Source organism: Streptomyces sp. NPDC054883, assembly GCF_053610645.1.
In genome coordinates, this window is record NZ_JBSGYT010000016.1 from 1 (window position 1) to 19,729 (window position 19,729).

Consider the following 19,729-nt stretch of genomic DNA (forward strand, 5'->3'; position numbering starts at 1 on the left):
GGCACCCGGGAGCTCCCGGGTGCCCGCCGCCGCGGTGGGGCTGAGCCGTCAGACCACGATCAGCGCGTCCAGCGGGGCGCCGCCGAGGGCGGGCTCCAGCTTCGCGCGCCCGGGCAGGAAGGACAGCTCCATCAGGACCGCCACCCCCGCGACCTCGGCTCCGGCCCGCCGGATCAGCGAGAGCGAGGCCTCCGCGGTGCCACCGGTGGCCAGGACGTCGTCGATGACCATGACCCGGTCACCGATCGCCAGGTCCTCCGCGTGGACCTCGATCTCCGCGGTCCCGTACTCCAGGTCGTAGGCCTGCCCGAGCGTCGCGCCGGGCAGCTTGCCCGCCTTGCGCACCGGTACGAAACCGATCCCGGCCTGTACCGCCACCGGTGCCGCCAGGATGAACCCGCGTGCCTCCAGCCCGACGATCTTCGTCGCGCCGTACCGCAGCGCCAGGGCCGCCAGTGCGTCCGTCAGGGCCGCGAAGGCCTTCGGGTCGGCCAGCAGCGGGGTGATGTCCTTGAACGTCACCCCGGGCTTGGGATAGTCCGGGACGTCCTTGATCCTGGAGAGGAGCAGCTCGCGCACCTCGGTCGTGCAGGCGGTCACCGGCGCCGCCGCCCCGGGCCCTGGCCCTGCGCGACGACCTGCGGGCCGTCCGCGGCCTCGGGACCGTCGTCCGGGGACTCGCCCTTGGCCGCCGCGGCCGCCCGCTTCGCGAGCACCCGCTTGCGCAGCGCCTTCATCGCCGGCTCGCGCTCCTTGAGGTCGACGACCAGCGGGGTCGCGATGAAGATCGAGGAGTACGCACCGGCCGCGAGGCCCACGAACAGCGACAGCGAGATGTCGTTGAGCATGCCCGCGCCCAGGAAGCCGCCGCCGATGAACAGCAGCGCGCCGACCGGGAGCAGCGCCACGACGGTGGTGTTGATCGAGCGCACCAGCGTGCCGTTGATGCTGCGGTTGGCGACCTCGCTGAAGGTGTAGCGGGTCTGCTTGGTGATGTCCTTCGAGCCTTCCTTGAGACCGTCGAAGACGACGACGGTGTCGTAGAGGGAGTAACCGAGGATCGTCAGCAGACCGATCACGGTGCCCGGCGTGACCTCGAAGCCGACGAGCGCGTACACGCCGACGGTGATGGTGAGGTCGTGGATCAGCGCGACCAGCGCCGCCACCGCCATCCGCCATTCGAAGGCGATGGCGAGGTAGAGCACCACGAGGACCATGAAGATGCCGAGGCCGGTCCAGGCCTTGTTCGCGATCTGCTCGCCCCAGCTGGGACCGACCAGGTCGGCGTTGATCTGGTTCGCGTCGACCTTGAGGTCGGTGGCGAGCTGCTTCTTCACGCCGGCCGCGTCGTCGGTGTTGAGACCCGAGATCTGGATCCGCATGCCGCCGGTGCCGAGCTCCTGGACGATCGCCTCGTGGCCGGAGGCCTTCTTGGCGTCCTCCGTCACGTCGGCGACCGAGACGGCCGTCTTCGGGGTGGTGAAGACGGCGCCGCCCTTGAACTCGATGCCCATGTTGAGGCCCTGTACGGCCAGGGCCACGATCGCCGTGATGGTGATCAGGATGGAAACGCCGTACCAGAGAAAGCGCTTGCCGACGAAGTCGTATCCGACCTCACCGCGGTACAGCCTGGCGCCGAGATCTCCCAGCTTCGACATCTCACGCCTCCTTTGCGTCGACGGGGGCGGGCACGGCGGTGGCGGTCGCTGCGCCACCGGTACGACGGGACCGGCGCAGCGGCGGCTTGGCACCGAGGCGCTTGGGGTCCAGCCCGGACCACGGGTGGCCGCCGGAGAAGAACTTCGTGCGCGCCACCAGGGTCATGACGGGCTTGGTGAAGAGGAACACCACGACCACGTCGAGCACGGTGGTCAGACCCAGCGTGAAGGCGAAGCCCTGCACCTTGCCGACGGTGACGATGAACAGCACCGCGGCGGCGAGGAAGGACACGAAGTCGGAGACCAGGATGGTGCGCCGGGCCCGCGGCCACGCGCGCTCCACGGCCGGACGCAGGGTGCGGCCCTCGCGGATCTCGTCGCGGATGCGTTCGAAGTACACGATGAACGAGTCCGCCGTGATGCCGATCGCGACGATGGCACCGCAGACGGCGGGCAGGTTCAGCGCGAACCCGATGCCCTTCCCGAGCAGCGCCATGATCGTGTAGGTGAGGACCGCCGACACCATGAGGCTGACGATGGCGATGAAGGCCAGGCCCCGGTAGTAGACGAGCAGGTAGATCACGACGAGCGCGAGGCCGATGGCGCCCGCGATGAGGCCGGCCTTGAGCTGCTCGCTGCCGAGCGCCGGGGTGACGGTGGTGACGCTGTCCTCCTGGAAGGAGAGCGGCAGCGCGCCGTACGACAGCATGTTGCCCAGGTCCTGCGCGGACTGCTGGGTGAAACCGCCCGAGATCTCGGCGTTGCCGCCGGTCAGCGCCTGGCTGACGGACGGGTCGGAGATGACCTGGCCGTCGAGCACGATGGCGAACTGGTTCTGCGGGGACTGCTTGGTGGCGAGCTCACCGGTGATCTTGGCGAACTTGTCGGCACCCTTGTCCGTGAACTGCATCGTCACGATCCACTGGGCGCTCTGCGGGTTGATGACGCCCTTGGCGTTGTCCACGTCCTGGCCGTTGACGGCGGCCGGGCCGAGCACCCACTTGCCCCAGGTCGCACCGCGCTGGCCGCAGGCGAGCGTCGGCTCCTCGGGCTTGACGTCCTTGCCCACCGTGGCGCGCTGCTTCTCGTCGTTGCAGTCCAGCGCGGCGAACTTCGCCTGCAGGTCCGCCACGGCGGCGTCGGCGCCCGACGGGGTCGGGACGGGGGTCGGCGCCTTGTCGTCTGCCTTCTTCGACTCGCTCGCCGAGGGCGAGGGAGTGGGACCGGGGGCGCCGGGGGCCTTGAGGGCCTCGCTGAGCACACGTCCCTGGGAAGTGGCGCTGGACGACGGGGTGGCCGAGGAGCCGGGCTTGCCGCTCTCCGCCTTGGGGGCTCCGGAACCGCTCGCGGAGGGGCTCGGAGCACCGCTCGCGGAGGGGCTGGGCGTCCCCTGCGGGGTGATCGGGGCGCCGTCGGCGAAGGCGAGCACGGGGCGGAAGTACAGCTGGGCGGTGGTACCGACCTGCTGGCGCGCCTGCTGCTCGTTCATCCCCCGGGGGATGTTCACGATGATGTGGTCGCGGCCCTGCGTCTGGACCTCGGCCTCGGAGACGCCGAGACCGTTGACGCGGCGCTCGATGATGCCGACCGCCGTGTTCATGTTGGTCTCGTTGACCGCGTCCGGCTTGCCCGGCTCGCTCTTGGCCTTGAGCGTGATGCTCGTGCCGCCCGCGAGGTCGATGCCCAGCCGGGGCGTCGTCTGCTTCGTGAGGAACATCCCCGCGGTGAGCGCCACCATCGCGATCAGGATGATGGCCAGGGCGCGCCCCGGCCTCCCCTGAGCCCCCGTGGGCCGCCGGCCCTTCTTCGGTGCTGCCACCTTGTCGTATCTCCCTGTCCAACCGCCCCGCGCCGGGTCAGCGCGCGGACGGCCACGAAATGTGTGGTGGGGACCCCTGCCCCCCGCAGAAGTGTCGCTGACGGGGACCGCGCCGGCCGCCGGTCAGGCGCCGCCGCGATCCCCGGCCGGCCGCTACTTGGCGCCGGCCTCGCCGTCGGTCTTGCCGTCCTGCGGCTCGTCGCCCTTGGGCTCGTCCTTCTTGTCCAGGCTGGGCTTGGGAGCCTCGTCCTGGTGCTTGGAGAGGTCGGTCTTGGCCGGCTCGTCCGCGTCGCCCGAGGTCAGCGAGGACGCGTCGTCCGGTACGACCGGGGCGTCGCCGGCCGGCTCATCGGTGATGCCGTGGACGATGCGGTTGTACTCCGCGTCCTCCAGGACTGCGCCGATGGCGTTCTTGGCGTAGATCGCGTGGACACCGGGGGCCACCTCAAGGGTGAGGGTGTCGTCGCCGATCTCCTTGACCGTGGCGTACATGCCGCCGATGGTGCGGACGCCGGTGCCGGGAGCGAGGTGGTCACGCATCTGCGCGGCCGCCTGCTGCTTCTTCTTGGCGGAGCGGGTCATCAGGAACATCGCCCCGATGAGCACGATGAACGGGAGGAGTGTCACGAGATTCACGGGACGGAGATCCTTCGCACGACCGCACGGGAGGCGGCCTTTTCTACGGGGGTGGGCATACCGACCCGAAGGGTCGGCATCGGCGGAGTCTAGGCGAGTCCGCACCGATGGAACAACGTCCAGCATGGCACCGCGGTTCCTGGGCGGTCGAACCTCCGCGCCGTCACGCCCCGAACAAGCCCTGTTGTCCGCTTGATCCACCGGCGCCGTGCCCAGGCGGCACAAGGCCCAGGTGAGCCCATGCGGCCGGGGTCGCGACCCGGCCGCGCGGAGTACGGGCCAGCAACCCCTCGCGGACCAGGAAGGGCTCGGCCACCTCCTCGACGGTCTCGCGTTCCTCGCCGACGGCGACGGCGAGGGTGGACAGCCCGACGGGGCCGCCGCCGAACAGCTTGAGCAGGGCCTCCAGCACGGCCCGGTCCAGCCGGTCGAGGCCGCGCGCGTCCACCTCGTAGACCTGGAGGGCGGTACCGGCGATCTCCCGGGTGATCACTCCGTCGGCCCGCACCTGGGCGTAGTCCCGCACCCGGCGCAGCAGGCGGTTGGCGATGCGCGGGGTGCCGCGCGAACGTCCGGCGATCTCCGCGGCCCCGGCGGTGTCGATCTCCACGTCGAGGAGGCGGGCGGAGCGGTGGATGACGCGTTCCAGCTCCTCGGGGGCGTAGAACTCCATGTGCCCGGTGAAGCCGAACCGGTCGCGCAGCGGCGGCGGCAGCAGTCCGGCGCGGGTGGTCGCGCCGACCAGGGTGAAGGGCGGAAGTTCCAGCGGGATCGCGGTCGCGCCCGGTCCCTTGCCGACGATCACGTCGACGCGGAAGTCCTCCATCGCCATGTACAGCATCTCTTCGGCGGGCCGGGACATGCGGTGGATCTCGTCCAGGAAGAGCACCTCGCCCTCCTGGAGGGAGGAGAGGATCGCGGCGAGGTCGCCGGCGTGCTGGATGGCGGGGCCGGAGGTGATCCGGATGGGCGCGCCCATCTCCGCCGCGATGATCATGGAAAGGGTGGTCTTGCCCAGGCCGGGCGCGCCGGAGAGCAGGACGTGGTCGGCGGTGGCGCCGCGCTGCCGGGCCGCCTTGAGGACGAGGTCAAGTTGCTGGCGGACCTTCTCCTGGCCGACGAACTCCCCGAGGTCCTTGGGGCGCAGGGCCGCCTCGACGGCGGTGTCCTCGCCGTCCGCCGCCGCCGCGACAATGCGGTCGCTCTCGTCGTCCCAGTTCACGGTGTCAGTCTGCCTTCTCGGTTCGTACGGTGATCATCGGCCCGGCCGCGGCGGTGCCCGGGTCAGCGGGCCCGGGTCAGCGGGCCCGGGTCAGCGGGCCCGGGTCAGCGGGCCCGGTTCAGGGACTGGAGGGCGGCGCGCAGCAGCTGCGGGACCGGGGCCGAGCCGCCGGCGGCGATGGCGGCCTCCGCCTGCGGGGTCACCGCCGTGACGGCCTCCTCGGCCTCGCGGGAGGCGTACCCGAGGCCGATCAGCGCGGCGGCGAGCTGCTCGGTCCAGGCGGCGGGGCCGGCCGCGGCGGCCCGCTGGGCCCCCACGACGGCGCCCAGCGGCGCGCCCAGCTTGTCCTTGAGCTCCAGCAGCAGCTTCTGCGCGCCCTTCTTGCCGATGCCGGGGACCGCCATCAGGGCCTTCTCGTCCCCCGTCGAAACGGCCAGCCGCAGCGCGTCGGGGCTGTGGACGCCGAGCATGGCCTGCGCGAGCCGGGGACCGACCCCGCTCGCGGTCTGGAGCAGCTCGAAGACCTGCCGTTCGTCGTCGTCGGCGAAGCCGTACAGGGTGAGCGAGTCCTCCCGTACCACGAGGGAGGTGGCCAGCCGGGCCGTCTCCCCCGGGCGCAGGCCGGCGATGGTGGCGGGCGTGCACTGCACGGCCATGCCCACTCCCCCGACCTCGATCACGGCCAGGGTCGGGGCGAGGGCGGCGACCGGGCCGCTGACGAACGCGATCATGAAGGGCGGCCTTTCACGGCGGAGGCATGCTGGGCGAGCGCCTGCTGGAGGCGGTTCTGGGCGGGGGCCCGCCAGATGTGGCAGATGGCGAGCGCGAGGGCGTCGGCGGCGTCGGCCGGCTTCGGCGGGGCCGGCAGCCGCAGCAGCCGGGTCACCATCGACCCGACCTGCGCCTTGTCGGCCCGGCCGGTGCCGGTGACGGCGGCCTTGACCTCGCTCGGCGTGTGCAGGGCGACCGGCAGGCCGCGCCGGGCCGCGCACAGCATGGCGACGGCGCTCGCCTGGGCGGTGCCCATCACCGTGCTGACGTTGTGCTGACTGAAGACCCGCTCCACGGCGACGACTTCGGGGCGGTACTCGTCGAGCCACTCCTCGATGCCGCGCTCGACGGCGACGAGCCGGAGCCCCAACTCGGCGTCCACGGGCGTCCGTACGACCCCCACGCCGAGCATCGTGAGGGGACGGCCGGCGACCCCCTCGACCACGCCGACACCACACCGCGTCAGCCCCGGGTCCACACCGAGTACGCGCACTTCGCCCTCCCCCCTTCGCGGCCGGACCGCCGCCGCTCTCGCGGAGGTGGCTGCTCGATTGCTGGTCGAGGTCGCCAGACTAACCGCTGCCTCTGACAGCACGACGGGCCGACGGGGTGTGTCCCCGTCGGCCCGTCGCCACGCGATGCAAGGCGCAGCCTTAGGCGTCGACCTTCTCCATGACCTCGTCCGAGACGTCGAAGTTGGCGAAGACGTTCTGCACGTCGTCGCTGTCCTCCAGCGCGTCGATCAGCTTGAAGATCTTGCGCGCCCCCTCCTCGTCCAGCTCGACCTGCATGGTCGGGACGAAGCTGGAGTCGGCCGAGTCGTAGTCGATGCCCGCCTGCTGGAGCGCGGTGCGGACCGCGACCATGTCGGTGGGCTCGCTGATGATCTCGAAGGTGTCGCCGTTGTCGTTGACCTCTTCGGCACCGGCTTCGAGCACCGTCTCCAGGACGTCGTCCTCGGAGAGGCCGGCCTTGGGCAGGACGACGACGCCCTTGCGGTTGAACAGGTACGAGACCGAGCCCGGGTCGGCCATCGAGCCGCCGTTGCGGGTCATGGCGACGCGGACGTCGGAGGCGGCACGGTTGCGGTTGTCGGTGAGGCACTCGATGAGCACCGCGACACCGTTCGGGCCGTAGCCTTCGTACATGATCGTCTCGTAGTCGGCGCCGCCGGCCTCGAGGCCGCCGCCGCGCTTGACCGCGGAGTCGATGTTCTTGTTCGGGACCGAGCTCTTCTTGGCCTTCTGGATGGCGTCGAAGAGCGTCGGGTTGCCGTCGATGTCAGCGCCGCCCATCCGGGCCGCGACCTCGATGTTCTTGATCAGCTTCGCGAAGAGCTTGCCGCGCTTGGCATCGATCACGGCCTTCTTGTGCTTCGTCGTAGCCCATTTAGAGTGGCCGGACATCCGCCTGTCTCCTTCGCGTCACCAACAGTGTTCGTACCCGATCCTACCGGGACCTGCTTACAGCCCCGCGCGCACCATGTCGACGAAGTACGCGTGCACGCGGTCGTCGCCGGTGAGTTCCGGGTGGAACGAGGTGGCCAGCACGTTGCCCTGCCGCACGGCGACTGTGTGGCCGTCGTACGTCGCGAGCACCTCGGCGGCGCCGCCGACGGACTCGACCCACGGGGCGCGGATGAAGACGCCCTCCACGGGGCCGCCCTCGATGCCCGCGAAGTCGACCTTCGCCTCGAAGGACTCGTTCTGCCGGCCGAAGGCGTTGCGGCGCACGATCATGTCGATGCCGCCGAGCGTCTCCTGGTCCTCACGGCCGTCCAGCAGCTTGTCCGCGAGCATGATCATGCCGGCGCAGGTGCCGTAGACCGGCATGCCGGCCCGCACCCGCTCGCGCAGCGGCTCCAGCATGCCGAACAGCACGGCGAGCTTCGACATGGTCGTGGACTCGCCGCCGGGGATCACCAGGGCGTCGACCCCGGCGAGCTCCTCGGGACGCCGGACCGGCCTGGCCACGGCGTCAGCCGCGGCCAGGGCGATCAGGTGCTCCCGTACATCGCCCTGGAGAGCCAGGACACCGATGGTGGGAGTCGTCATTACCAGCCCCGGTTGGCGTAACGCTCGGCCTCGGGCAGGGTGTCGCAGTTGATGCCGACCATGGCCTCGCCCAGGTTGCGGGAGGCGTCCGCGATGATCTTCGGGTCGTCGTAGAAGGTCGTGGCCTTCACGATGGCGGCGGCGCGCTTGGCCGGGTCGCCCGACTTGAAGATGCCGGAACCGACGAAGACGCCCTCGGCGCCGAGCTGGCGCATCAGCGCGGCGTCGGCCGGGGTGGCCACACCACCGGCGGAGAACAGCACGACGGGGAGCTTGCCGAGCTCGGCGACTTCCTTGACCAGCTCGTACGGGGCGCGCAGCTCCTTGGCGGCGGCGTACAGCTCGTTGTTGTCGAAGCCGCGCAGCTTGGCGATCTCGTTCTTGATCTGGCGCAGGTGACGGACGGCCTCGACGACGTTGCCGGTGCCGGCCTCGCCCTTGGAACGGATCATGGCCGCGCCCTCGGCGATGCGGCGCAGGGCCTCGCCGAGGTTGGTGGCGCCGCAGACGAAGGGGGTGGTGAACGCCCACTTGTCGGAGTGGTTGACCTCGTCGGCCGGGGTCAGCACCTCGGACTCGTCGATGTAGTCGACACCGAGGGACTGCAGGACCTGCGCCTCGACGAAGTGGCCGATGCGGGACTTGGCCATGACGGGGATCGAGACGGCCTCGATGATCTCTTCGATCATGTTCGGGTCGGACATGCGGGCGACCCCGCCGTCCTTGCGGATGTCGGCCGGGACCCGCTCCAGGGCCATGACGGCGACGGCGCCGGCGTCCTCGGCGATCTTCGCCTGCTCGGCGTTGACCACGTCCATGATCACGCCGCCCTTGAGCTGCTCGGCCATGCCGCGCTTGACGCGGGAGGTGCCGATAGCCGACTCAGCGGACTGCGGGGTGGAGGGAAGCGTGCTCACGGATTGACCTCACTCGAAGGAAGAAGGGTGCTGCGGTACTACAGCACTGAGCAAACCCCCCGGGTCCAGTCCACTGCAAGGGCCAATGAGGAGCCGGTGGCTCCTTCCGATTTGGCCATCCGGTACAAATACGCCCGCGCGGACCCGCTACGGGCGGTCGGCAAGGTCCGCCGGGGGCTCGTCGTCCATCTCGAAGGCGAGCGGGAAGGGGGCGTGCCCCGCCAGCCGGAACCAGCGCACCTTGCGGTGCCTGCGCAGCGCCCGGGCGGCCCGTACGGCGTCGTTGAGGAAGCGCCGGGCCATCGGCACCCGGCGCACGGCCGCCGCCAGCTCCTCCGCGGCCTCCACCCCACCGGGCGCCGCCTTCACCGCCTCGACCTGGTCCGCGTCGGCGAACACCGCGCGCAGCGCCTGGCTCAGCTCGCTCTCGGCCACCTCGCGCTGCTCCTCCTCGGCCTGCCGGGCCCCGTGCGCCGCTTCGTACAGCACCAGCGAGGAGGCGGGGTCGAGCACCCCGGAGGTGGCCACCTCCAGCACCACGGAGGCCCGCCGCACCAACTGCGCGTCGAGCGCGGCCCGCGCGGCGTCCATCCGCGAGTGCAGCCGGTCGAGCCGCCCGGCGGTCCAGCTCAGGTACACCCCGACGACACCGAGCGCGAGGGCAATCCAGACAAGGGTTTCGATCACGGACGGCGAGCCTACCGCCCGCGCCGGGGCGGCCGGTCCGGTCTCCCCGAGCGGGGCTTCGGCTCAGGCCGGCCGACGGCGCACCAGCCCCTCGATCTCGCGGGCCCGGGGAAGCGCCGACGTCTTCGCGCCCCAGTGGGGGGCCGCGACGGACAGTTTGTCCGCGAGTTGGCGCGAGAGCTCCAGCCGGTTTCCGGCATCCTGCTCTGCGGCGATGCGCCGCCCCCAGCGGACGGTGTCCACGACAGCGGATTTCACCGCCTCATAGGCGAGGTAGTAGTCGAGGTCGGCCCGCCAGCCGTGGCGGTATCCGCCCGGGACCTGCCGCTCCCATCCCCGGGCCACCGCGCGCCGCTCGGCCGGGCAGTAGGCCATTTTGTGCAGGTGATCGGCCAGGTCGTACACCGGGTCACCCCACAGAGCGAGCTCCCAGTCGAGGAAGGCGAGCCCCCCGCCGTTGGTGACGATCATGTTCTGGCGGTGGATGTCCGCGTGCAGCAGCCCGAAGCGGCGGCCGGTCACCTTGCGCAGTCGGTCCTCGAGCGCACGACAGGGGTCGTCCGGAACGCCGAGCGCCCGGTAGAGCTCCTCGACTCCCTCGTCCGCCCGGCTCCGGATCGTTCGCACGAGGTCCAGCAGGCGCTCGGCGAAGCCACCCGTGTCACCGTCCGACGGCCAGTCACGCGGGACGGCGGGCAGCGCGGACTGCGGCACCCGCGACAAGTCTCCGAAAAACTCCTCGATGCCTTCCAGCACGCTCTCGGGCAGTGGCTCTCCCTCGGGCACCAGCCCGTCGACGCGGCGCCCGGTGACGAACCCGTGGACCTGGAACTCAGGATCCGTACCCGAGTACAGCAGGCGCGGGGCCGACGGCACCCAAGGTCCGATCGCCTCCAGCAGCTCCGCCTCGGGCCACAGGGCCAGGTCCATTCTCGCCGAGTCACCGGACCGGATCCGTACGACCACCGGTCCACTGTCCGCATCCACCCTGACGTTGCGGTGGTAGTGGCCCGATAGGGCGGCACCTTGCTCGCAGGCCTCCTTGTAGAGAGCGACGGGATCCACGGCTACCCCTCCCAGGGGGCGAGGAGGGCGGCGACCCGCTCGGGTGTCAGGTCCGGCGGCGAACCCCAGACCCGGCGTGCGGCGTTCACCTTCTTCGTCAAGCGCACGATGAGAAAGTCCCTCTCCTGCCGGTTGGCGGCCGCCAACTGCTTCGAGTAGCGCACCGTGTCCACGATCGCCGACTTGATCCGCTCGTGTGCCGTGTACAGGTCGAGGTCGTCGGGGGGACCCGCTGTGGAACGCGCGGGCAGGGTCTCCCGCCACAGGCGGAGGACTTCGGCCCGCTGACCGTCCGGATAGTCCATCTTGTGGAAGTGGATCGCGATCTCGTACATCGGATCGCCCCACAGGGCCAGTTCCCAGTCGAGGAACCAGGTGCCCCCGTCCGCCACGATCATGTTCTTTCGGTGGAGGTCGGCATGGAGCACCGCGAATGGCCGTTGCGCGAGGCTGTCCCACCGCGGCTCCACCACCGCCAGGGGGTCTTCCGGGATGCCGAGGCCGGCGAAGACCTCCCGGTACGCCTCGCGGTACGTGCTGTGGACCTGCCGGGTGAGCCGGGCCAACAGGCGCGCGAAGCCGGCGCTGTCGCCGGAAGCCGGCCAGTGCTCCGGCAGCGGGGGAGCCTTCTCCACCGGGATCCGGCCCAGTTGCTCCATCACGGCGACCACATCGCCGAGCACGTGGGGGGGAACGGCGGCGCCCCGGGGAGAGACTCCGTCGAGCACCCGCCCCTCGATGAAGTGGTGGACTTGGAAGCGGGGATCCTCGGACACGTGACGTAGCTCAGGTGCCCGGACGACGTAGGGCCGGATGCAGGCCAGGACGTCCTCCTCGGGCCACAGGCGCAGGTCCATCGTGTCGGCAGCGGCCAACGGGATGCGCACGTTGACCTTCCCTTCGGCCGTTGCCACCCCCACGTTGCGGTTGTAGTACCCGGCGGCGGCACCCTCCGCTTCCCTTGCCTGTCCGTAGAGCCGCAGCCAGGTCATGACTCCACCTCGACGAACATCGACAGGACGTGCTCCGTACGTTGTTCCAGTTCGCGGGCCGCTCCCAGGGGCCGGATCACGGGGCGCGCCCGTTCGGCCGCCGCCGTGATGTCCGCGTCCGCCAGACCGATCAGCTCGGTCACCCGGTGGATGGCCAGGATCAGTGACGGATAGACCTGGCAGACCTCGAACTCCCGGGTCGCATGACGAAGCAGCGCGTACGCCGCCTCCCGCTCTCCTCTGCGCAGGAGCAGGAAGCAGCGGAACATGTCCGCCCGTGCCCGGCCGGAGCGGTAACCCGCCCGGTCCAGGGCGGCATTGGCGTTGCGGAAGGAAAGCTCGGCTCGATCGAGTTGTCCGAGCCGGACCTGTGCGATCGCCATGGCGGTGTAGACCTTGCCGATCTCGTGCTGCGCACCGAGCTCACGTTGCACTTCGAGGGCAGCGCCGGCTTCGGCCACGGCGGCCTCGGGATCGGTGAACGCCAGGAGCTCCGCCCGGTTGGTCCGGATGTTGGCCATGCCGATCACCGCGTCGACCGCCCGGTACTCTTCCTCCGCCTGCACCAGCAGTTCCTCGGCTCGTACGAAGTCCATCAGGAACCGGTGGCCGAGGTGCATCAGCCGCTTCAGGTCGCCGCGGATGGTCCGCTCCTCGGGCGGGCAGGTAGCGTGGACCTCCTCGGCGAGAGCGAAAGCTCCCTGGAAGTCGCCCTGCCACATGCGGATGTCCGCGACGCAGAGGCCGGCCGAGGTCCGGGCCTCGCCGGTGTGGTCCTCCCAGACCCGCTCGAAGATCCTCGCGGCCAGACCGCTCTCCCCGGCGATTCTCCGGGCGTTGGCCCCGGCCAGCGCCAGCCGGGCCGCGACCACCGACCGGGCGGGCGTCTCCCGTACGGGCGTCAGCGCTAACGCCGCACTGGTGTCCCCCAGCTCCAGCCGCGACTCCGCCTCCAGGCAGTCCGCGGCATCCCGGATGGCTGCAACGGAAGACGGATCCTCCTGCACGTCCGAAGCGGCCAGCAGATCCCGCAGGTCTTTGACCATGCCGTCGACGGCCTGCCGACTGCTCATCCCGATGGCGCGGTCCGCGTACCTGAGGATCTCGTCCGGCGACAGACTCCCGGCACGCAGTCCGTGGTAGACCGCCTCCCGGAGGGGCGACGAACGGGCCACACCCGTCCCCTCGGCCCCCCTCTCCATGCGGTCTGCCAGTCCCTCCCAGTGCGTTCGCAGCACCGCATGCACCTCCCGTTTCACGGCGGCCGACAGATGCCCTTGGAGCGCCGAGACCATCAGCTGATGGAGCCGGTACCAACCCAGGGGCAATGGATACGCAAAGGAGTAGGCCGTGAGCGACTCCCATGTCAGCAAGTTCGCCGGCAGGTCGAAATGCCGGCCGATGGTCCGGAACACTTCCAGGTCGAAGGTCCTGGCGATGCTCAGCAGTTCCAGGATCCGGACCTCGTCCGGGGCCACATGCTGCAGAAATCGCTGAACGATCTCCTCCGACGTCCCCGCGTCCTCCGTGCGCTCGGGGTTCTGTACGTGGGTGTCCACGGCCAGGTGCAGGTAGAACGGGACACCGGCGCTGGCTTCGGCGATCGACCGTTGCCGCGGGATCTCCGTGATGCCCCCCTGCTTCAACAGGTCGAGCCGGGCGTCCATCGGCAGGCCCTCCACCCGGGCCCGGCGGATCACCGCGTCCCACTCCTTGTCGTACGCCGCCCACGGAAGCGCCTCCCGGCTGGCCAGCACGGTGAGGCCACCGTGCAGCTGCCCCAGCAGATCGCGCAGCCAAGCGTCGGAGGCGAAGCTGCGGCCGCCCGGGATCGGTGCGGGCACCATGGCTTCGTAGGCATCGACGTACAGCACGTACGGCTGCTCCTGAGCCGACTCGCGCAGATCCTCGGCGAACAGGTACGTCACCGCATGGCCCAGTTCCGCGTTGGAGAGGCTGTCGAGTTCCCGGAGCGTGGAGTCCGCTTCGATCCTCTGCCTCCGCTGTCGATTGGCGATCGCGCGTCCGGTGAGCCTCACCAGGCCTGCCGCTGTGCCGAAGACCGGCAGCCCCATGGCATCGTCCAGGATCTTCGAGAGCACCTCGCTCTCTTCGGCGAAGGGAGTGTTCTTCCGGTCCATCTGCAGCTGGGGATGGACGCGCTGCCACAGGACCGCGTACGCGATGTCGAACCGGTCGAACTTAACTCCCTGCGCCCCCAATTCGGTGCGGAGCACGGCCAGGGCGTCCTCCTGCTGCCGCAGGGCCGGCAGCTGGAGGTCAAGCCGGGCCGTGCGGTGGCCGTCGGGCGTTCGGTGCCGCAGCTCCTGCAAGAGGCGGGACTTCCCGATGCCGCCGACACCGACGACGTTGAGGATCCTGGGGCCTTCCGAGATCGCTTCCAGTTCCTCGTCGTACACGGCGAGCAGCCCTTCACGGTTGAAGAACTGCCGCTGTAATGCGGACACCCGCCGATAGCGCGGCCTGATGGACATGGCGACTCCCCCTCGAACCCATGCGGTACGAAGGCGAGACTACCCATACTGCTACGCGACCCATCCGGAAAAGATTTACCCGAACGGGCTTACGCCGTAAGGCTGTTCGGTCGATCAGTCCCGGGTCAGGCCCAGGCGGGTGCGGAGGGGGGTGCGTTCGTCCGTGGCGACCGCCGCCGCGCCGTCCGTGACCGTTTCGTAGACGGCCAGGATGTCCGCGCCGACCGTCGACCAGTCGAAGCGGCGTACGTGCGCGGAGCCGCGGGTGCTCAGTTCCGCCCGGCGGGCCGGGTCGCGCAGGAGCCGGACCGCCGCGGCGGCCAGCGCTCCGGGGTCCTCGTTCGCGAAGAGGTCGCCCGCCCGGCCCTGGTCCAGGACCTGCGCGAACGCGTCCAGGTCGGAGGCCAGCACCGCGGCCCCCGCCGACAGCGCCTCGACCAGGATGATCCCGAAGCTCTCCCCGCCCGTGTTCGGGGCGACGTACACGTCGACGCTGCGAAGCAGCCGGGCCTTGTCCTCGTCCGAGACCATGCCGAGGAACTCCACCCGGGAGCGCAGGGCGGCCGGCAGCGAGGCCACCGCCTCCTGCTCGTCGCCGCGGCCGGCCACCAGGAGGCGTACGTCCGGGCACTCTTCGACGATCCGCGGGAACGCCGCCATCAGCACCGGCAGGCCCTTGCGCGGTTCGTCGATGCGGCCGATGAAGCCGAGGGTGGTGCCGCCCCACTCCGCCTTGGGCGAGGCGGAGGCGAAGAAGTCCACGTCCACCCCGTTCGGGATGACCACGGCGTCCCCGCCCAGGTGCTCCACCAGGGTGCGCCGCGCGTACTCGCTCACCGCGATCCGGGCGCTGATCTTCTCCAGGGCCGGCTGGAGGATCGGGTACGCGGCGATCATCGCCCGCGAGCGCGGGTTGGAGGTGTGGAAGGTCGCCACGATCGGCCCCTGCGCCGCCCAGCAGGACAGCAGCCCCAGTGACGGGGAGGCCGGCTCGTGGATGTGGATCACGTCGAAGACCCCCTCGTGCAGCCAGCGCCGGACCCGCGCGGCCGACAGGAAGCCGAAGTTCAGCCGGGCGACGGACCCGTTGTAGGGCACCGGCACCGCCCGTCCCGCCGAGACCACGTACGGCGGCAGCGGGGTCTCGTCGTCCGCCGGGGCGAGCACCGACACCTCGTGGCCGAGCCGGATCAGGTGTTCCGCCAGGTCCCGGATGTGGAACTGGACGCCGCCCGGCACGTCCCACGAGTACGGGCACACGATGCCGATCTTCACTAGGCGCGCTCCTCCAGATCGTCCAGCCACAACCGCTGCAACATGTGCCAGTCCTCGGGGTGTGCGGCGATGCCGCCTGCGAAGGCGTCCGCCACGGCCTGCGTCATCGTGGCGGTCTTCTCGGTCCGGGTGCCCGTCTTCGGCACCTCCACCTCGGGGTGGATCCGGCCGTACATCTTCGGGGAGTCCCCGTAGTACAGGGTCGCGGGGAGCAGCACCGCCCCGGTCTGCTGGGCCAGCAGCGCGGGGCCGGCCGGCATGCGCGTCTTCGAGCCGAAGAAGTCCACTTCGACCCCGGACGCCGAAAGGTCCCGGTCCGCGACCAGGCAGACCAGGCCGCCCGAGCGCAGCCGCCGGGCCAGGGTCCCGAAGGCGGCCCCGCCGCTGTGCGGCAGCACCTCCATGCCCAGGCTCTCGCGGTAGGCGACGAAGCGGTCGTAGAGGGTCTCGGGCTTGAGCCGCTCGGCGACGGTGGTGAACGGGACGCCGATGTGGCCGATCGCCCAGGCCCCGGCGAGGTCCCAGTTGGCGAGGTGCGGCAGGGCGACGACGACCCCGCGCCCGGAGGCCAGAGCCTCCCGCAGGAGGTGGTCGTCCTTCATCTCGACGTCGGAGGAGAACCGCCGCGGATCCATCGTCGGCAGTCGGAAGGACTCCATCCAGTACCGCATGTACGAGCGCATGCCCGCATGGGACAGCTCCCGCAGCCGCTCGGGACCCGCGTCCGGCACCACCCGGGCCAGGTTCGACTCCAGCCGCAGCACGCTCTTGCCGCGCCGCTTCCACGCGACGTCCGCTATCCGGCGGCCCAGGGCCACCGCGGCCGGCTCCGGCAGCCTCTTGACGGCCGCCCAGCCGAGCCCGTACAGCCCGTCGACGACCCTGTCCTGCGCCTTGCCCATCAGGCCGCGCCGCCTTCGGACAGGTGCGCCTCGGCGTCGGCCTCCGCCGCCTCGCGCCGTACGGTGACCACCCGCTGGACCAGCGTGACGAGCGAGCCCGCCGCCACCACCCACAGCGCGATCGGCAGCAGCACGCCGATCCAGGACGGCACCCCGAAGGTCTGGAGTCCGGACAGGCCTGCCGCGACCAGCGAGATCACCAGCCTCTCGGCGCGCTCGACCAGCCCGTTGACGGCGACCGGCAGCCCGATCGCCTCACCGCGGGCCTTGGTGTACGAGACCACCTGACCGCTGGCCAGACAGAAGATCGACACCGCGCACAGCACGTTGTCGTGGCCGGAGCCAGCGTACCAGAGCGCGAGCCCGCCGAAGATCGCCGCGTCCGCGACCCGGTCGAGCGTGGAGTCGAGGAACGCCCCCCAGCGGCTGGAGACCCCGGCCTGGCGGGCCATGTTCCCGTCCACCAGGTCGGAGAACACGAAGAGGGTGATGGTGATCGTGCCCCAGAAGAACTCGCCCCTGGGGAAGAAGACCAGCGCTCCCGCCACCACTCCGGCCGTGCCGATCAGCGTGACCGCGTCCGGGCTCACCCCCCGACGGAGGAGAAAAGCGGCGAATGGCGTGAGAACACGCGTGAAGAATGCACGCGCGTACTTGTTCAGCATGGCCTTCCCGGAGGGTCGCTGTGCCGTACGGCCCCATCGGCCACCGGCTGGCCCATCGTAGCCAGCGCCCCGGACCCGCACCGCCCCGCACCCACCGGTTCGCGCCGGACAATCCGCGCGCCACCCGTGCTGCACGCTCCGGACGGCCACCGGTACGACGTATGGACGCAGTGTGACGGCGGTGCAAAGCTCGAAGAACCCCAGTCACCCTCCTCACCGCGACACCGGGAGGCACGAACACCATGGGAGCCACATCACACCAAGCCGGGGCCGCCGGCAGGGCACTGACGGCCGACCGCCCCGCATCCGTACGGAACGTCGTGCTGGTCGGCCACAGCGGCGCCGGGAAGACCACGCTGGTCGAAGCCCTGGCCCTGACGGCCGGGGCCGTGAACCGGGCCGGACGGGTCGAGGACGGCGGCACCGTCTCCGACTACGACGAGATCGAACAACGCCGCCAGCGCTCCATCCAGCTCTCCCTCGTCCCGGTCGAGTGGGGCGGAATCAAGATCAACCTGTTGGACACCCCCGGATACGCCGATTTCGTGGGGGAACTCAGGGCCGGTCTGCGCGCCGCGGACGCGGCCCTCTTCGTCGTCTCGGCCGCCGACGGGATCGACGGGGCCACCCGCATGGTGTGGAACGAGTGCGCGGCCGTGGGCATGCCCCGGGCCATCGTCGTCACCCATTTGGAGGCAGCCCGGGCGGATTACACGCAGATGACGTCGGTCTGCGGCGAGATCTTCGGCGGCGACGACCCGGACGCCGTCATCCCGCTCTACCTGCCCCTGCACGGCCCGGCCGGGCCCGACGGGCACGCCCCCGTCACCGGCCTGCTCGGGCTGCTCTCCCAGCGGGTCTACGACTACGCCTCCGGCGAGCGCGCGGAGCGCGACCCGGACCCGGCCGAACTCGCCCTGATCTCCGAGGCCCGCTCCCGCCTGATCGAGGGGATCATCGCGGAGAGCGAGGACGAGACCCTCATGGACCGCTACCTCGGCGGCGCCGACATCGACCTCAAGACGCTCGTCGACGACCTGGAGCGGGCCGTGGCGCGCGGCACCTTCCACCCCGTCCTGATGGCCGCGCCGGCCGCCGAGGGGGCCCGCCAGGGCCTGGGCACCGTGGAACTCCTGGAACTGGTCACAGGCGGTTTCCCGACCCCCCTGGAGCGCGCCCCGCTGACCGTCACCGCCCCCGACGGCGCCGCCCGGCCCGAGGTGACCTGCGACCCCGACGGGCCGCTCCTCGCCGAGGTGGTCAAGACCTCCTCCGACCCCTACGTGGGCCGGGTCTCCCTCGTCCGCGTCTTCTCGGGCACCCTGCGCCCGGAGGAGACCGTGCACGTCAGCGGGCACGGGCTGGCCGACCGGGGGCACGAGGACCACGATGTCGACGAGCGGATCGGCGCCCTGACCTCCCCGTTCGGCAAACAGCAGCGCACCTTGAACCACGTCATCGCGGGCGACCTCGCGTGCGTGGCGAAACTGGCCCGCGCCGAGACCGGCGACACCCTCTCGGCCAAGGACGGCCCGCTCCTCATGGAGCCCTGGCCGATGCCCGATCCGCTGCTGCCCCTCGCCATCGAGGCGCACAGCAAGGCCGACGAGGACAAGCTCTCCCAGGGTCTGGCCCGGCTGGTGGCCGAGGACCCGACCATGCGCCTGGAGCAGAACCCGCACACCGGCCAGCTCGTCCTGTGGTGCCTGGGCGAGGCCCACCAGGACGTCGCCCTGGAGCGGCTGCGCACCCGCTACGGGGTCCAGGTCGACCCCGTCGCCCACAAGGTGAGCCTGCGCGAGACCTTCGGCGCCAAGGCCGCCGGGCGCGGCCGGCACGTCAAACAGTCCGGTGGGCACGGCCAGTTCGCCATCTGCGAGATCGAGGTCGAACCCCTCCCGCCCGGCAGCGGCATCGAGTTCGTCGACAAGGTCGTGGGCGGGGCCGTACCCCGCCAGTTCATCCCGTCCGTGGAGAAGGGCGTGCGCGCCCAGGCCGCGCGCGGAGTGGCGGCCGGCTATCCGCTGGTCGACGTACGGATCACCCTGCTCGACGGCAAGGCGCACTCGGTGGATTCCTCCGACGCGGCGTTCCAGACCGCGGGCGCCCTCGCCCTGCGCGAGGCCGCCGCCGAGGCCCCGATCCACCTCCTGGAACCCGTCGCGGAGCTCGACGTGCTGGTCCCGGACGAATACGTCGGCCCCGTCATGAGCGACCTCGCGGGCCGTCGCGGCCGGGTCGTCGGCACCGACCAGGCCGGCTCCGGGCGGACCCGGGTGCGCGCCGAGATCCCGGAGATCGAGATCGGCCGGTACGCGGTGGAGCTGCGCTCCGTATCGCACGGCACGGGCGGGTTCAGCCGTACGTACGCCCGGCACGAGCCGATGCCCCCGCAGCTGGCGGACAAGGTTCGCGAACGGGCAGAGAAGGGAAGTTAATCCACATAGCACACTGGATACCGCCCATTCAACCCGGTTGCGATGGGCGGTATTTCCCTGTCCCATGACCACGGGGCGGACTCCGCCGATAGGCTCTTCGGCGGGGTCGAAGAGCAGGCGGGGCACAACGCAT

At 70.9% G+C, this 19,729-nt stretch carries 18 protein-coding genes; 1 reads left to right on the forward strand and 17 read right to left on the reverse strand.

Features of this window, described 5'->3' with window-relative positions:
• Nucleotides 1-48: 48 nt before the first annotated feature.
• The 17 genes from ACWGH1_RS14490 to pgsA form a co-directional block, all read right to left on the reverse strand.
• Nucleotides 49-600 carry an adenine phosphoribosyltransferase gene (locus ACWGH1_RS14490; RefSeq protein WP_453355212.1) on the reverse strand — a complete coding sequence of 184 codons (552 nt, stop codon included), beginning with the start codon at nucleotides 598-600 and terminating at the stop codon, nucleotides 49-51.
• A complete protein-coding gene (gene secF / locus ACWGH1_RS14495) occupies nucleotides 597-1,658 on the reverse strand; it encodes a protein translocase subunit SecF (RefSeq protein ID WP_453355213.1) in 1,062 nt (353 codons plus the stop codon). The genes ACWGH1_RS14490 and secF overlap by 4 nt, the downstream gene beginning before the upstream one ends.
• Before the next feature lies 1 nt (nucleotide 1,659).
• Entirely contained in the window at nucleotides 1,660-3,477 is a 1,818-nt protein-coding gene (gene secD, locus ACWGH1_RS14500) for a protein translocase subunit SecD (protein WP_453355214.1), read from the reverse strand.
• A gap of 153 nt (nucleotides 3,478-3,630) precedes the next feature.
• On the reverse strand, nucleotides 3,631-4,113 hold the full coding sequence (yajC, locus tag ACWGH1_RS14505; RefSeq protein WP_453355215.1) for a preprotein translocase subunit YajC: 483 nt from the start codon (nucleotides 4,111-4,113) through the stop codon (nucleotides 3,631-3,633).
• Between the two features lie 163 nt (nucleotides 4,114-4,276).
• A complete protein-coding gene (ruvB, locus tag ACWGH1_RS14510; RefSeq protein WP_453355216.1) occupies nucleotides 4,277-5,335 on the reverse strand; it encodes a Holliday junction branch migration DNA helicase RuvB in 1,059 nt (352 codons plus the stop codon).
• A gap of 104 nt (nucleotides 5,336-5,439) precedes the next feature.
• Nucleotides 5,440-6,066, reverse strand: coding sequence for a Holliday junction branch migration protein RuvA (gene ruvA / locus ACWGH1_RS14515; protein WP_453355217.1), 627 nt, complete (start codon nucleotides 6,064-6,066; stop codon nucleotides 5,440-5,442).
• Nucleotides 6,063-6,599 (reverse strand): crossover junction endodeoxyribonuclease RuvC, encoded by a 537-nt coding sequence (gene ruvC, locus ACWGH1_RS14520; protein WP_453355218.1) that lies wholly within the window; start codon nucleotides 6,597-6,599, stop codon nucleotides 6,063-6,065. The genes ruvA and ruvC overlap by 4 nt, the downstream gene beginning before the upstream one ends.
• 160 nt (nucleotides 6,600-6,759) lie before the next feature.
• Nucleotides 6,760-7,512 carry a YebC/PmpR family DNA-binding transcriptional regulator gene (locus ACWGH1_RS14525; RefSeq protein WP_453352108.1) on the reverse strand — a complete coding sequence of 251 codons (753 nt, stop codon included), beginning with the start codon at nucleotides 7,510-7,512 and terminating at the stop codon, nucleotides 6,760-6,762.
• A 57-nt stretch (nucleotides 7,513-7,569) separates the two neighbouring features.
• The gene (pdxT, locus tag ACWGH1_RS14530; RefSeq protein ID WP_453352107.1) at nucleotides 7,570-8,160 is read right to left on the reverse strand and encodes a pyridoxal 5'-phosphate synthase glutaminase subunit PdxT; all 591 of its coding nucleotides are present in this window, start codon (nucleotides 8,158-8,160) and stop codon (nucleotides 7,570-7,572) included.
• Nucleotides 8,160-9,077 (reverse strand): pyridoxal 5'-phosphate synthase lyase subunit PdxS, encoded by a 918-nt coding sequence (gene pdxS / locus ACWGH1_RS14535; protein ID WP_030157377.1) that lies wholly within the window; start codon nucleotides 9,075-9,077, stop codon nucleotides 8,160-8,162. The genes pdxT and pdxS overlap by 1 nt, the downstream gene beginning before the upstream one ends.
• Before the next feature lie 147 nt (nucleotides 9,078-9,224).
• Nucleotides 9,225-9,764 carry a hypothetical protein gene (locus tag ACWGH1_RS14540; protein WP_453352106.1) on the reverse strand — a complete coding sequence of 180 codons (540 nt, stop codon included), beginning with the start codon at nucleotides 9,762-9,764 and terminating at the stop codon, nucleotides 9,225-9,227.
• A 63-nt stretch (nucleotides 9,765-9,827) separates the two neighbouring features.
• On the reverse strand, nucleotides 9,828-10,829 hold the full coding sequence (locus tag ACWGH1_RS14545; RefSeq protein WP_453352105.1) for an aminoglycoside phosphotransferase family protein: 1,002 nt from the start codon (nucleotides 10,827-10,829) through the stop codon (nucleotides 9,828-9,830).
• Between the two features lie 2 nt (nucleotides 10,830-10,831).
• Nucleotides 10,832-11,821, reverse strand: coding sequence for a phosphotransferase family protein (locus ACWGH1_RS14550; protein ID WP_453352104.1), 990 nt, complete (start codon nucleotides 11,819-11,821; stop codon nucleotides 10,832-10,834).
• The gene (locus tag ACWGH1_RS14555) at nucleotides 11,818-14,316 is read right to left on the reverse strand and encodes a hypothetical protein (RefSeq protein ID WP_453352103.1); all 2,499 of its coding nucleotides are present in this window, start codon (nucleotides 14,314-14,316) and stop codon (nucleotides 11,818-11,820) included. Before ACWGH1_RS14555 ends, ACWGH1_RS14550 begins: the two co-directional genes overlap by 4 nt.
• 114 nt (nucleotides 14,317-14,430) lie before the next feature.
• Nucleotides 14,431-15,591, reverse strand: coding sequence for a glycosyltransferase family 4 protein (locus ACWGH1_RS14560; protein WP_453352102.1), 1,161 nt, complete (start codon nucleotides 15,589-15,591; stop codon nucleotides 14,431-14,433).
• On the reverse strand, nucleotides 15,591-16,493 hold the full coding sequence (locus ACWGH1_RS14565; RefSeq protein WP_453352101.1) for a phosphatidylinositol mannoside acyltransferase: 903 nt from the start codon (nucleotides 16,491-16,493) through the stop codon (nucleotides 15,591-15,593). The genes ACWGH1_RS14560 and ACWGH1_RS14565 overlap by 1 nt, the downstream gene beginning before the upstream one ends.
• Entirely contained in the window at nucleotides 16,493-17,158 is a 666-nt protein-coding gene (pgsA, locus tag ACWGH1_RS14570) for a phosphatidylinositol phosphate synthase (protein WP_453352100.1), read from the reverse strand. The genes ACWGH1_RS14565 and pgsA overlap by 1 nt, the downstream gene beginning before the upstream one ends.
• A gap of 242 nt (nucleotides 17,159-17,400) precedes the next feature.
• Here pgsA and ACWGH1_RS14575 point away from each other — a divergent pair, with 242 nt between their 5' ends.
• Nucleotides 17,401-19,596 (forward strand): elongation factor G-like protein EF-G2, encoded by a 2,196-nt coding sequence (locus ACWGH1_RS14575; protein ID WP_453352099.1) that lies wholly within the window; start codon nucleotides 17,401-17,403, stop codon nucleotides 19,594-19,596.
• The last annotated feature ends 133 nt before the right edge of the window (nucleotides 19,597-19,729 follow it).